Here is a 14,259-nt window from a genome sequence, read left to right as displayed (position 1 = left end):
CAGCTCGCTAGTCGCTCGGCCCTGCGGCGCTAAAGCGCCTTGGTCTGCGGCTGCGCCGCCCTGCTCCACAGCGCTGGGCCGCTCATCGCTTATTTTTACTTTGGGCATTTTGTTTTCAGCCCTTGGTCCAACTGCGTCTAGAGGCGGCGCAGCCGCCGGCTTAGGGATGGATAGGGGGGGCCGTAGGCCAGACCCAGCCCCTGGGGCCAACGGCCTCAGGGGCGCAGGGCCGAGCAGTCTTGCGAGCCCCGACACAGCCCGACCCGCAGGCCCATAGGGCCGAAGGGGAAGCCCCAAAATAATCATCGCAAACAGGAAAATAGTTAGTATTTTGCGAATCGAATTGATTCTTAGTATAAAAATTAACGAAATGCGTTCCCCTTTAGCCATTATCTTGGCCGTTTTGGGCCTGGGCGGCCTTGCTGCGGCAGCTTATTTTATGGACCTGCCCGCCTACTTTGTCCAAAATAAAGAAATTACGGTAGCTGTAGACAGTAGCGGGCCCGATAGTCTGCCCACGCCTTTATTTCCCGACCCAAACCGCATTGATTTTGTGGATGAAGAGGGCGACAGCTTTTCGATTGAGCTCATTAACCCCACTTATTTGAGCAATGAACGCCGCAACTATTATGGCGATAGCTTACCCGATAAACTAGATGTAATCTGGCAACTCACTTTGGGCTCTGGAAAGACCCAAGTTGGGCGAACCATTAAGAATTGGAGTGGCGCAGGTTGGACCGGCCAGCCGCTGATGGTCATTGAAAATGGCAAAAAGTATATCATTCAGGGCGCTTTTGATCATCGCCTCAAAAAAATTGACTACGAAACGGGAGAGGTGCTTTGGCAATACCGTTTTGATGATGTGGTCAAGGGAACAGGTAGTCTTTGGATTAACCATAAGGCTGATTCCCTCAAAGACCGCGTTTTGGTTTTGCAGGGCACGCGGGCAGGTGGTAAACTCAACGCCCCTATCGTCGATTGCTATAGAGCGATCTCTTATTTTACAGGAGAAGAGCGCTGGAGAGTGAACTCGCCAAGAACCCGCTGCTATAGCCGAGATGTAGATGGCTCTGCCCTCATCATCAATGATACGGCTTATCTACCTTTGGAAACCAGCATCTTTACGGTCTTCAATCCAGACCCCAAAGCGGCAAAAATGAAAGATGGACTCCTACAACCTGAGTTTTATCGCTTCCAAGACACCCTGTACAGAGATGCAGACGCTAGTGTACATGGGGGCAATGTGGTTTCAGAGGCTTCTCCCGTTCGTTTGAGAGACCATGTTTACATTGCTTCTGGTTCGGGCCGAGTTTGGGGCTACAACATGAAGAACCCAGGCATGGATTGGGAATATTTCATTGGATCCGACATAGATGGCTCGCCCGTTGTGACTGATGATAGCTGTATCTTGGTTTCGGTAGAGAAACAATACATCAAAGGGCAGGGAGGCATTCTCAAGCTAGACCCCAGCAAAAAGCCCGAAGACGCCACCGTTTGGTATATGCCTGTAAAAAACCGCAAATTTGTGGGTTGGTTAGGTGGAGTGATTGGAACTGCCGCTACCAATGAGGCTAGCCGCAAAGCAGGCCAACCGCATATTGGAGCCACTATTGGCATTGATGGTTATACTTACTTCTTTGACCTCAATAAAGTCGATACCCAAAAAGTGACCCTATTTGATGGCGAACGTAAAGTGCCTACTCCTAAGGTGTATTACAAGCATAGAACAGGACCAGCCATTGCCAGCCCCATCATTATCGGCAATCGAGCGGCTGTACCTACCTACCAAGGATTTTACCTCTTTGAGTTTGACGATCAGATGAACTTCAAGCTGTTGGACAAAAAAGAATTTAGTGCAGAAGCCACCCCTTTTGTAGATCAGGGGCGTATTTTCATTGCGTCTAGAGATGGTAACCTCTATTGTTTGGGCCGTAGCGATGCCCCCACTAAGCGGGTCAACTCGATTTATGGCAAAACAGAGGTAAACCCTAAAAACGGCAAGCTCAAGCGCTATTGGAAAGGCGAGCTACAGCCCATCGAAGGAACGAAAGAGGTAAAGAAATAAGTTGTTTTTTTGTATTATGAGTAATTGATCCTTTCATTACAAAAACAGATATAAATCTATGTTTCTATTAGCTTTAGCTGGTATTATTGCAGGCCTTTTGGCTGCTTCGAACTTTGTTATTGAACGTTTACCCGATGCCAAAGATCTGATCGAAAAGATAAGTCCTTATCAAGCCATGATTGGGTTAGTCGCCCTCATCTTGGCCGCCCTTCGATTATTTAGTCTATTTGGTGGGAGTAGCCAAGTCTCAATCCTTAGCTATATGATGGCTTTGGGTTGTGTTGTCTCTACCATTGTTGTGGGCTTTTTGCTCAGCTATCCCATGATCAATAAATTCATTGCCGAGCAAGATGAAACGGGCAATGCCAAAGAAAAGGCGGAAATGGTTCGTAAGAAGTTGGCCCCCTATCAAGTCACTGCTGGTTTAGTAAGTATGGGCACTGGCGCCTATTTATTAATACTTAGTGTCTTATAATTGCTTTTTATCCCCCAACAGGCCTTTGCTTTAGTAGCAAAGGCCTGTTTAACTTATACTTATGAAAGAGAAAACACAGAAAGAGCTCCTTCAAGAACTAGATCGGCTGATGAGGCGACTATCAGAGATTGTAGAACGAGACTTTGCCATACTTAGTCCACAGCAGTTTAACTGGAAACCCAGCCCCAAAAGCTGGAGTATTGGGGAATGTTTAGACCATCTCAATATTATTTCAGGCTATTACATTGCGCCCTTAGAACAAGTCCTCAAAAAGGCTCGCAGGGCCCAAAAGCCAAAAGTAGAATATTATAAGGCAGGCATCATCGGCAAACGCTTTGTCCAAGGCGTACAGCTTAATGAAGAAAACCAACTAGGGCTAAAGATGAAAAGCCCCAAAGCTTATCAGCCCAGCCAAAGCCAATATGTTCCCGCTAGCATTATTCAACGCTATCTAGCCGACCAAGATAAATTTCGCATCTTCTTAGCCGATGCCCAAGGGATTGACATCAACCGCTATAAAGTAAGTATCGCCATTTTTCCCCTCATCAAACTTCGTCTAGGCGATATGCTGCGCTTTTTGATCTATCATAATGAACGCCATATTGTACAGGCCCAAAGAGTACAACATCAAATAGATTTTCCCCGTTAGCGCCTCTCTTTCGCTATCAACAAGAACTCTTCTTCTTATAAAATCAACCTAATAGTCTGAGTACTTAGCTTAAGACTAGCTAGATATAAAAAGGGCCAGCTAGATATTTCTCTAGCTGGCCTCTTCTTTTTATCCTAACAGGAACTATTTAGCCCCTTTCTTACGCGCCATCTCCTCTTCATCTTGGGCCCTTTTGCTATTATCATCATATAGCTTTTTAGCCTTGAGGGCAGGCTCAAAATTGGGGTCTACGGCTATCGCTTGCCCAAACAATTGATAAGCTTCTAGGTGTTTGCCCGCCACAGCCAAGGCTTTTCCTCTGAAGTATAACTCATAAGGACGATTTTTAGCCTGTTGGGCTACCTGCACAGCAATCTGATAGCCCTGAGCAGGCTGTCCGCCATAGGTATCAAAGTCTGCCCAAATAGATAAGGCCTTATTCACATCCTTTTCCTCTTTAAGGGCCAAATTAGCTAAGTGGAAATAACCAAAACTATATTTGTAATTCAATTCGGTTGCTCGCTCAAAATAGTAGCGGGCGCTATCAGGTTGTTGGGCATTGAGATAATAAACCCCCGCCATGCCCAAACCATTCACATAGTCATTGGCAAGCTCTCGCATACGGGTCAAAACGTTTTTCATCTCTTCCATTTTCCCCACCTGAGGGTAATATTGAGAAAGCACTAACATCGCACTTTCATTTTTAGGATCAGCGGCCAGCACTTCCTCCAAAAGGGCTACCCCCTCTGCATAACGCTTTTCTGTAAAGGCCTTCTGGGCCATCTCTCCCTTCTTATTTCCATTCGGGGCCTTGCTTACCGCCCCCAAAGGTACACCGTCCACCTCTTCTAGATGCACCACTTCTGCGGGAGGCCAAGTTTCGGACTGTAAAAAGCCATGACTTACAAAACGAGAATAGGAAAGTAGATAATCATAGCCCGTTTTGACACGCTCGTGGTAGCGCACATAGCGCACTTTGACATTGGGATAATCTCTGAAGTAATGGGCCACAGGTTTGGCACAGTTCGTCGCAACGATGACCTCTTCTCCCGCCTTAACCTTGGGCTCATTCTCTATCAACCAATCCGAAAGATTACGCATACAGGTCATCCAATAGTCGGTCTCATAATAGCCATAAGCTTCTTCTAAGCCCCCAAAGAATTCATTGAAATAGACGTATTGATAAGGGTGGCTACGGAACATCCAAGCCGTAGGTAAGGCCAATAGTCCCACTACCCCAGCAATAGCAGCATAACGTACAGCCGCAGGCCGAATCATCCGAATGAGGTTGAACCAACCATAAGCCGCCGCCAAAACTAAAATGGGATAGATAAACAAAAAGTGACGCATTCCATCATATAGCGAAGACTCTTTATATACCGCATAAGCTACAGGAAATACCCCCGTAAAAAGGACCAAGTTAAAGTAGTAGGCCCGCTTCTGTCTAAAGGCTTTCTTCAAGAATAAGAGCAGCACCAAAGGCAAACCCAATAGCACAATAATCGGAGAAGAGATCGCTAACCAAGTAGGTATATAATACCAAGGCAACTGATCCGACCACAAATGCTTGCCGCCCCAAAGCATACGAATCCCCGTCGAGAAGTTGGTCATCTCAGAAAGCGATTCTAAGGGGTGGTTCAATATATCTTCCTGCGCATAAGGCCAATACCAAGTCCCCATCCAATAGCCTAAACCCGATACCCCTAAGAGAATAGCCGCATAGCGAAGCAGCTGCCCTACTTTAAATTGGGTCAGCGCTGGGCGCAATTGTGGACACAAAATTACTCGGCTGCCCATAAATAAACCCAAATAAGGAATCAACAGGATCCCCCCCGAACGCATACTAAAGGTTATTCCCAAACCTAGAGCACTCATCAATATCGCTCGGCTAGACGGACGAGGCAGCTGTTTGGTCAAGATAACCATATAGTAAATCCCCATCATATAGCCCATCGCAAAGGGGATATCTTTGGGATTGTTCATGCTATGCCCAAAGAAACGGGGCGAAAGTGTAAGCAAAACTAAGGTCAATAGGGCCATCGACCAACGTCCAGAAAGAACTTTACCCAAACGAGCCGTAAATAAGATGGCTAAAAAACCAAATAAGGCATTGAGCAAATGCCGAGTGTCATAGGTGTCAAACCAACCTAAATACTTATTGCACCAAGCCGCCAGATAATCAAAAAGGCCCCCATAATAATGCAGGTTACTTTGGTTCATACAAGCCCGATCTTTCCCATCCGACTCAAAATAGGCTAATACATTATCCCCATAATCCTTCTGCAAAACCTCATCTCCCGTAATCCCATAATCAAAACTCAAACCCGCCATAATGAAGAGGATGAGTAAGGCCGATACCGCATACAAAAAACGATAGATGGTCGGCTCTTTGGCCAAGGCCTTACTGGCCTCGGTCCAAGGATTGAGAAAGAAGTATTTTATCTTGTTTTTAGGACGAGCTAAGAGCCCCGCAAAGGCCTTTTGAGCTATACGCCCCAAGCCCCCCTCTCTATTGGCCCCATGCCGCCAACTAATCGGCATTTCCTGAATGGGAATCCCCTCCAGTTGAGCCATCAATAAGAGGTCGGTCTGTTGACCCGAAACCGTTAGCTGCGCCAATTGCTCAGCTAAGCCCTTGGCCATAAAATAAAAAGGCGCCTGACTATCCTGTAGATAGAGGGGCGTCCAAAATTGTAGATAACTATTGTGCAACTGACTCAAAAGTAGACCATCTTTGGCCTCCAACTTTTTAGAGCCCGTATGTTTACGACTACCTAAGTAGATCGTATCAGCCGCCAAGGCTTCTTCTCGATTATCCATCCAATCCAAAAGATTGCTCAAAGCAATCCCCTGACTTCCATCGGCAAACAAGAGGTCTTCCCCCTGAGCCAAGTCTACCGCCTGCCCAAAAATCGAAGCAGGAGCTATTTTTTCCGCCAAATAACGGACGTTCTCCCCCTCTTCTTCGGCCCATTTGGCCCAATCAGCAGCCGCAGCCTCATCCCCTAAACTATTAAATAACAAAAGCTCTGCCGCAGTCGGCCAAGCCTTCTTAAAACTCGCCCAATCTTTCTTAAAGAGCGCCAAATCACTAGCTGGCAGCAACGGATAAACAACGGTCAATAATCCCTTATAGTTAATCTTGTAAGTTTTGTAGTTGCTGGGTTGCGGGCTCGATTTTCTATTCTTCTTTGCCATAGTTGTTGTTATCTAAAATAGCTTGTAGCCTGATTTTCTGCATAGTTCCCTAGAAGACTAAAGCTGTTTCCATAAGTTAAGACTTAGAAAACGTAATATTACTGCTTTTCTTGCAATTTTCAGCATTCCTCCAAATGCTTAGGCATTTAGTTTTTGCTCTTTATCTAGCCGATAAACGGCTGTCTTCCTCTTATTTTCTTCTTTTTATTTGGGGCTGCCCCTCCGCTGCGCTTCGGGTCCTGCCTTTTCGGGGCTCGCAAGTCTGCTCGGCCCTGCGGGGCGTCCCGCCCCTTGGTCTGGCCCTTCGGGCCACCCCTACAAGCCAGTCAGCCTGCGGCCCCTTCGGGGCCTGTAGGACCAATAAGGCCTTTGCCTTTAATCCACTCCCCGTTTCCACGCTGTGGCCGCCACAGACCTAAATCCACTCTCCGTTTCTGCTCTGTGACCACCACAGACCCAAATCCACTCTCCGTTTCCACGCTGTGGCTCCCACAGCCCTAAATCCACTCTCCGTTTTCGCTCTGTGGCTCCCACAGACCTAAATCCACTCTCCGTTTTCGCTCTGTGGCTCCCACAGACCTAAATCCACTCTCCGTTTTCGCTCTGTGGCTCCCACAGCCCTAAATCCACTCCCCGTTTTCGCTCTGTGGCTCCCACAGCCCTAAATCCGCTCTCCGTTTTCGCTCTGTGGCTCCCACAGCCCTAAATCCGCTCTCCGTTTTCGCTCTGTGGCTCCCACAGCCCTAAATCCGCTCTCCGTTTCTGCTCTGTGGCTCCCACAGCCCTAAATCCGCTCTCCGTTTCTGCTCTGTGGCTCCCACAGCCCTAAATCCACTCTCCGTTTTCGCTCTGTGGCTCCCACAGACCTAAATCCACTCTCCGTTTTCGCTCTGTGGCTCCCACAGCCCCAAAGAGATAAAAATCCTCATTCAAAAAGGAGAAAATCATAAAGGGCAGGCAGCTAGATTCTTATTTATTGGGCCAAATCTAGTAGCTCCTGAAAGAAAGGGCTTAGATCTAGCTGTTCCCTTTGGGGCCAATGGGGAAGGAATTGGTCTTTTTGGGCCCAAGCCTGCTCCAACTGCAAATGGTTTTGGGCTTGTAGTTGTGCGCGGCCCTGCTTAACCAAGCCTTGGGCCAGATATTCTTGTTCTGTTTGGCCAGGCGTTGGGCAGAGGAGCATAGCGCCCGCCCTTAGTTGGGCCAAATCCATCAGGCTACTATAGCCCGCTCGCAAAACCAGTAGCTTAGCCGAAAGGAGGTAACTAGCGAGTTCTTGACCAGCGGCATAGGGCAAGATGTGGGGATAATCTCCGCTTAATTTGGCACCAGTCGCTCCTATTTTGCCCCTAATGATTAGGCTTTTTTGGGGAAGCAGCGCCAATTTTTGCCTCAATTCGTCTTCTAGATACTGCCGCTGAGGTTCGGGGCCTGATAAAAGTGCAACTATCTCATAATCCTTTTGTTGAAGGCCTGTAGTTTGCAATCTAGAAAGGGGACCAATATAACGGATATTGGGCCAGGGGAGGCCCTGCCCTAGCTCCCCCGAAAGGTTTGCCCCTCCTTGATAGTCGGGCAGCCAAATCAGCTTATGTTTTTGCAATAAAAAGCGGTTGAGGGGTTGCAGCAGGCGTTTTTGCCAGCGATAGGGAAAGGCAATACGCAGCTGATGGCCCAAAAAGGCGCTAGGTAGGCTCGACAGATAGCAGCCGTAGCGATTATCATTGAGCAGGACCGAGATTTGGTATTTATTTACTAACTTCGGCAGTAGTACTTGTTCTTTAGCCATAGCGCGGAGAATCTGCGGCAGTTGCTGGGCCATATTCCAGCTCATATTTTGGCTGGGGTAGCTAATATTATAGGGCGGCAGTTCAATATGCGGCAGATCAGGGAATTCTTCTTGCCAAAGGGCCAAAGCCTCTCCTTCTGCGGCTAAATAAGGTTGCAAATCAAGTGCTATAGCCTTTTGAATGAGTGGAATTGTTCGGCTAGCATGACCCAAACCCCAATTTAGGGCCGTAAATAAGATACGTTTTGCCTTTGGCATAGCGTTTATGGTTTAGATAAGGGGGCGGCAAAGCCGCCTAGGGCCGCAGGCCCTATTGGCCTAGCGCTGCGCAAGGGTGGCCCAGAGGGCCAGACCCAGCGGGCGAAGCCCGCGCAGGGCCGAGCGAATAGCGAGCCCTGTAGCCTAGCGCCCCGAGCCCTTGAGGGCGAGGGGAGGCCCCAAAAAAAGAATCATTTAGCTTGCGAATAAAACAGAAAAATATGAAAAAGCACAGAAAGCTCTTGTTCGTTTTTGCCCTCAGTCTTAGTATGATGGCTTTATTATCTAGTTGTCGAGCCAATCGTTGTGGTGGTTGCCCAACTTGGTCTATTTCTGCCAATTCTTAAACTCTAGTACTTATGAAATCAGTAGTTTTAGTATTTGTTCTCAGTCTATTTTTGCTCAGTTTAGGCAGCAGCTGCGTTTCCAAGCGTCAGGGTTGTCCTACCTTTAACAAAATTCAACTTCCCTAATGGCCAAGGTACTGCTTACGGGGGCGACGGGTTATATTGGTAGCCATTGCCTTTTGGAGCTCGCTCAGTCGGGCTATGAATTTATTAGTTTAGACAGTCATATTCGTTCATCGCCTGAAGTATTGGGTCGTTTGGAGGAAATCACGGGCCAGACTATTCGGCATTATGCAGTAGATTTGTGTGATGCGGAGGGGTTGGCCCAAGTTTTTTTGGCTGAGCCAGAAATAGAGGCGGTCATTCATTTTGCGGCCTTAAAGAGTGTGCCTGAGTCGGTAGCTCAGCCTTTGCGCTACTATCAGAACAACCTAATGGGCCTTTGTCAGTTGTTGGAGCAGATGCAAAAGCATGGGGTCAAACAGCTTATTTTCTCCTCCTCTTGTTCGGTTTATGGCAATGTGGAGCGGCTGCCTGTGGATGAGCAAACGCCGATAGGGCGGGCGGAGAGTCCTTATGCCCGCAGCAAGCAAATGTCGGAAGAGATCATTCGCGATTTCTTGCAGGCTTATCCAGAGCAGCAGGCTATCTTGCTGCGTTATTTCAATCCAGCGGGAGCGCATCCATCGGGTTTATTGGGCGAGTTTCCACAGAAAGAGTCGTATAATTTAGTGCCCATTTTGATGGAAGTGGCTATGGGTTGGCGAAAAGAATTTCAAGTTTTTGGGCAGGATTACGCCACTAGAGACGGAAGTTGCGTCCGTGATTATATACATATCATGGATTTAGCCAAGGCACATCGCTTGGCCTTAAGCTACTTGCAAGAGGGCCGCAATGAGGAGCGATTGGAAGTCTTTAATATTGGGATTGGCGAGGGCGTCACGGTGCTGGAGACCATTCGGGCCACGGAGGCGGCTACTCAGCAGCCTTTAAACTATCGTTTGGCCCCTGCTCGGGCTGGAGATGTGGCGGCAATTTATGCCAACTACCAAAAGGCCAAAGATCGTTTGGGCTGGACCCCCAGTTATGATATTGGGGACATCATGCAGTCGGCTTGGCGCTGGCAGCAGGTCTTGGCAGCACTCAAAGAAAAAGATGAAGTTAATTAAGCTACTTTATTGCTATCTACTTTTAGTAAGTGGACCATTAGCAGCCCAACTGTCTGACAGTTTGGGCTTTTTGCGTTTAGAGCAGCTCTTAGATCAGCGTTTAGCCAAGGCCAGCTACAGCTTAGAGGAACAGCAGCTTTGGGATAGTCTTTGTAGTTGCCATTTTGCGGCTGGAGATAGCCTATTTATGGCCGACTTGCACCCCCATCCCGATCAAATCATTCGCCTTTCTCCTGAGGCGCAGGCCCAACTTGAGGCTGTGGCGCCAATACAGTTGCGTTCGCCTGCTGTTGGGAGTAGTTTTTTGCCCATAACGGACAAACGGGAGGGCCACATAAGTCAAGCGAAGGGACTTGCCTGGGGCAAGGCCTATCGCTTGGTTCATTTTAGTAGTTTTTACCATCATCAGGGCCCCAATCCCAATATGCATAAATTCAAGTCTTGTAGTTTTAAGCTCTACAAGGGCAAAACGGCTAGTTTGCGCCGCTTTTGGAAGGCGGCCAAAGCTAGGCGAGAAGATTGGGAGGACCTAGTTTTGAAGGTCTATGAAAATGGAGTGGTCGTTATCAGTGTCAGCCACCATTATATAGGGAACAGCAGTTGGATGAGTCGAGACAACTTGTTTTTGCTTCCTTTGTTTTAGGATTTTTATGGGGCTGCCCCGCCCTTTGGGCGGGTCGGGCTGTGTCAGGGCTCGCAATTCTGCTCGGCCCTGCGGCGGCTTTGCCGCCTAGGTCTGGCCCTTTGGGCCACCCTTTTCCATCCCTCAGCCTGCGGCGGCTTCGCCGCCTGTCTGCTGGATAAAGGGCCAAATATTAAAGTTTTTGGAATTTAATCTCTTTCAAAAGCGTATTTTGATCATGTTTTATCAACCTACTATTATCTATACCCAAAACCCCCATATCAACTTATGAAAAAACTATCCTTATTACAGAAGATCTTTAGCCTTGTAGGCTTCATTGGCATCTTGATGTTGGTGCCTGGTTTATTTTATGCTGCGGGCTGGGAGGGACCAGTCAATTTTTTGGAGGGCATAGCGCCTTGGGGCGATCGTTCTTTAATGACGGTAGTGGCCTTTATTTTTATGGGCCTAATGTTCATCTTTGGGGGCGGGCACAATGTGAGTGCCACCTTTGTGGGCTACCTCATTGGCTTCTTTTTGATTTCTACGGCCGTAGAAATCAGTTTTATGGGTTGGTTTAGGGATTGGGCCGCGGGAATTGGCTTTTTGTCGGTACCACCTTTAAATTACATTGTGGGCATCATTACGGTCAGCAGTGGGATTTTAATGAGTTTTAACCCTAAAATTCCTCTTTTTGCGGAGTTGGCCGCCTTGGTCATCTTGCCCATTGGTTTTTTAGTGACCACAGACCAAATGAATTGGTTGCGTTTAGAGAATCAGGACTTTGAGATCTCTGTAGATTCTGGTATGCAGCAATTGGGGCAGATGATTGATAAGAAGTACCTCAAATTGCCTTCGGTTAAGCAGTATCTACAAAAAGTAGAGGAAGATGAAAGCTTAGAAGAGGGAGAAAAGGAGGCCAAGATACAGGAATTGCAAGAGCGCATTTCGCGTATGGAAGAAGACCAGCAAACGATAGAAGAGCTCAAGAAGCAAAATGAAGAATATGCCAAGCAGATGGCTCAACAGCGGCAAAACCTCAAGGATTTTACTTGGTGTGCCAGCTCTAAAGAGTCGAGCAAAATGGTGAAGCGCATTTCGGAGGCGGTAGTACCGGGGCAACCTTGTGTGCGGGACTTTGCGGTCTCTTTGGTCAAGGCAGAGTCTGGGCCGTATTATGATTATCAGCGGGGATTGCCAGGCCGCAACGGGATTAAGCAGATCTGTGCCTTGCATATGCACCTGAGTTCTCATTGGAGCTACGTAAATGACCCCACCGTCCTAAGAGATGACTTCTACTCCCCTGCCGATCGGACCATTGCGGTAGATTTGGCTGGCGACTGTGATGACTTTGCGGCCCTAACGGCCTCTTGTATAGAGTCTATTGGGGGCGTATCGAGAATTATGGTGGGCCGCTGTAGTGGTGGTGGCCATGCTTGGGCCGAGGTCCTTATTGGTAGCCAAAGTGATTGGGATCGGGCAGTAAAGGCTATTCGCACTTATTACAACAAGCCCAATATGACCATCAATGGTTTAAAGGATGAGCAAGGGCAGCATTGGCTTTGCTTAGATTGGAAAATGGGCCAATATTCTTGTAATGATTTTGGCACCCAGTGTTGGTATACCTCTAGAGAGCAAAAAACAAAGAAATATTAGTTTTTTAGCTAGAAAAAAGGGGCTGTCGCTAGTAGCGACAGCCCCTTTTTGGGTTTTGGCCTTAATCCAAGGAAGCATTTAGCGCCAAAAACAGTTAGTCCTTAGTATAATTATTGGCCAATTCCAACAAGCGATCACGGATCAGTTCATAGCGGTTCCAGATCAGGAAGTGGTTCATTTTGTCTTGGTAGAGACTATCTACAGGGGCCTTAGTTAGGGCTTTTTCTGCGAAATAGGAGTTTTCTACGGGAACAATATTATCGTTTCGGCCATGGACCAAGACCGTTTCATTTTCTATGTTTTCCCAAAGTGGCAACATCTCTTCTAGCTCCTTGGCATGGGCCAATTTTTCTTTATTGGCCACCTTAAACGAGCGGGGCAAAGGCCAGTTAAAAATGGTATAGCGCATAGGGTAGTTGAACCAGAACAACTTCTCGTGCTCAGGGTCTAGAGCCGCCGCCAAAAGGTAAAGCGGGCCCGTCTGCTCGGGATAATCCATAGCCAGGCGAACAGCCACTGGCCCACCATAAGAATGGCCCACCAAAATAGGCGGTTTTTTGTATTGATTGAGGGCCAAAACGGGCGCCAGATAGCGGGCCTGCTCGGCAATAGCGGGTAGAGATTTGCCAAAATTAGAGTAGCCATAGCCAGGGCGATCAACGGCCAAAAGATGATAGTTTTGGTACAAACTGCTATCCTGCAAATACTTCATATAGTCCTGTGAAGAACCTGGCGCACCATGAATAAAAACGATGGTAGGGGCATCTTCTGGCCCTAATTCCAGATAGCGAATTGTTCGGCCATCCAATTCATAGCGGCCAATTTTGGGCTTGATGGGCAGCTTTTTAAACTTCTTTTGGACCTTTTTGTCCGACATTCTAAACTGCATACAGGCATCAAAAATAAAGCTCAAGCCCAGAAAAAGGCTAAATAAAAGGCCGATTTTGCGCCATTTTTTCCATCGCATCATAATCGCATTAGTTGTAGTGGGGAAATCTAAACTCCTTACGGAAAAAGAGGGCTAGCGGTCGATTTAACTAGTCAGTTTTTGGAAGACCTGCTCAATACTAGAGCGTTCGGGCACCAGTTCCAGCAAGCTCAGCTTTTGGTCTACCGCAAAACGGAAAAGTTCTTCTCGTAAATCGTTTTTTTGGCTAGAACTGAGCAAAAATGCACCTCCTCCAAGGGGTTCTACTTGGCCCAATTTCTCTAGTTGTTGGCGGCTCACTTTTTCTTTGAAGAGCACCTTTACTCTTTGTTCTTGGCCCAATTTCGTCTGCAAATTGCTGATGCGGTCATCGGCCACCAATTTACCGCGGTTCAGGATGAGCACCCGATCGCAAAGGGCTTCAATTTCTTGCATAATGTGAGAAGAAAACAGAACGGTTTTCTCCTCGCCTAGTTGGCGCACCAGAGCGCGAATTTCCACCAATTGGTTGGGGTCCAAACCTGAGGTCGGCTCATCTAAAATCAGCACTTCGGGATCATGCAAAAGGGCTTGCGCTAGGCCCACCCTTTGGCGATATCCGCCCGATAAACTCCCAATCAACTTATGCGCTTCTCGGCTCAGGCCCGTTTGCTCAATCATCTGATCTACCCGCGCTTTTTTGCGGTCCAAACGGTGCAAACCCGCAATAAAAAGCAAATATTCTCGCACATACATATCCAAATAAAGGGGGTTATCTTGGGGCAGATAGCCCACTCTTTTGCGCAGTTCATCCCCCTCTTTTTCGATATCAAAACCAGCCACAAATGCCCGTCCAGAAGTAGGTGGAATAAAGGTGGTCAGCATTTTCATCGTGCTGCTTTTTCCGGCGCCATTGGGCCCCAAAAAGCCGAGAATTTCGCCTTTTTTCAGTTCAAAACTCAGGTTATCGACGGCGGTTTGCTCGCCATATACTTTGCTCAGATTTTCTACAACTATTGACATGCTATTTCTTTTTTGTTTTTTTGGGGCCTCCGCAGCAAAGCTGCGGCGCTACGTTCCGCAGCTCGCTATTCGCTCGGCCCTTCGTCGCTTCGCGCCTCGGT

At 47.7% G+C, this 14,259-nt stretch carries 11 protein-coding genes; 7 read left to right on the top strand and 4 right to left on the bottom strand.

The features are described from left to right. The first annotated feature begins 370 nt into the window (after positions 1-370). The 3 genes from PPO43_RS08375 (at position 371) to PPO43_RS08365 (ending at position 3,189) form a co-directional block, all read left to right on the top strand. Positions 371-2,065 (top strand): hypothetical protein, encoded by a 1,695-nt coding sequence (locus tag PPO43_RS08375; RefSeq protein WP_272616782.1) that lies wholly within the window; start codon positions 371-373, stop codon positions 2,063-2,065. 58 nt (positions 2,066-2,123) lie between these two features. After that, positions 2,124-2,540: a hypothetical protein gene (locus tag PPO43_RS08370; protein WP_272616780.1), complete on the top strand. Its 417-nt coding sequence runs from the start codon at positions 2,124-2,126 to the stop codon at positions 2,538-2,540. A gap of 61 nt (positions 2,541-2,601) precedes the next feature. After that, entirely contained in the window at positions 2,602-3,189 is a 588-nt protein-coding gene (locus PPO43_RS08365) for a DinB family protein (protein WP_272616778.1), read from the top strand. A 144-nt stretch (positions 3,190-3,333) separates the two neighbouring features. On the opposite strand, the gene PPO43_RS08360 is transcribed toward PPO43_RS08365, so the two are convergent. Continuing rightward, positions 3,334-6,387, bottom strand: a complete 3,054-nt coding sequence (locus PPO43_RS08360; RefSeq protein ID WP_272616776.1) for a glycosyl transferase family 2 — start codon at positions 6,385-6,387, stop codon at positions 3,334-3,336. A 973-nt stretch (positions 6,388-7,360) separates the two neighbouring features. Next, positions 7,361-8,434 carry a glycosyltransferase gene (locus PPO43_RS08355; protein ID WP_272616774.1) on the bottom strand — a complete coding sequence of 358 codons (1,074 nt, stop codon included), beginning with the start codon at positions 8,432-8,434 and terminating at the stop codon, positions 7,361-7,363. A gap of 221 nt (positions 8,435-8,655) precedes the next feature. Between PPO43_RS08355 and PPO43_RS08350 the strand changes: the two genes are divergently transcribed. The 4 genes from PPO43_RS08350 to PPO43_RS08335 all read left to right on the top strand — a co-directional run bounded on the left by PPO43_RS08350 (position 8,656) and on the right by PPO43_RS08335 (position 12,228). Then, entirely contained in the window at positions 8,656-8,781 is a 126-nt protein-coding gene (locus PPO43_RS08350) for a hypothetical protein (RefSeq protein WP_272616772.1), read from the top strand. Positions 8,782-8,906: 125 nt separating this feature from the next. Continuing rightward, positions 8,907-9,950: a UDP-glucose 4-epimerase GalE gene (galE, locus tag PPO43_RS08345; protein ID WP_272616770.1), complete on the top strand. Its 1,044-nt coding sequence runs from the start codon at positions 8,907-8,909 to the stop codon at positions 9,948-9,950. Then, positions 9,937-10,593 carry a hypothetical protein gene (locus PPO43_RS08340; protein ID WP_272616768.1) on the top strand — a complete coding sequence of 219 codons (657 nt, stop codon included), beginning with the start codon at positions 9,937-9,939 and terminating at the stop codon, positions 10,591-10,593. The genes galE and PPO43_RS08340 overlap by 14 nt, the downstream gene beginning before the upstream one ends. Positions 10,594-10,860: 267 nt before the next feature. Next, the gene (locus tag PPO43_RS08335; protein WP_272616766.1) at positions 10,861-12,228 is read left to right on the top strand and encodes a transglutaminase domain-containing protein; all 1,368 of its coding nucleotides are present in this window, start codon (positions 10,861-10,863) and stop codon (positions 12,226-12,228) included. A gap of 94 nt (positions 12,229-12,322) precedes the next feature. Here the strand turns inward: PPO43_RS08335 and PPO43_RS08330 are convergent, their stop codons facing one another. Both PPO43_RS08330 and PPO43_RS08325 read right to left on the bottom strand, forming a co-directional pair. Beyond that, complete coding sequence (locus tag PPO43_RS08330; protein ID WP_272616764.1) at positions 12,323-13,198, bottom strand: alpha/beta fold hydrolase; 876 nt, start codon at positions 13,196-13,198, stop codon at positions 12,323-12,325. Positions 13,199-13,261: 63 nt separating this feature from the next. After that, on the bottom strand, positions 13,262-14,158 hold the full coding sequence (locus PPO43_RS08325; protein ID WP_272616761.1) for an ATP-binding cassette domain-containing protein: 897 nt from the start codon (positions 14,156-14,158) through the stop codon (positions 13,262-13,264). Positions 14,159-14,259 lie beyond the last annotated feature (101 nt).

This window comes from Saprospira sp. CCB-QB6, from assembly GCF_028464065.1.
Taxonomy (GTDB): domain Bacteria; phylum Bacteroidota; class Bacteroidia; order Chitinophagales; family Saprospiraceae; genus Saprospira.
Note: the sequence above shows the minus strand (reverse complement) of the source record. Positions and strands in the feature narration are given on the sequence as shown.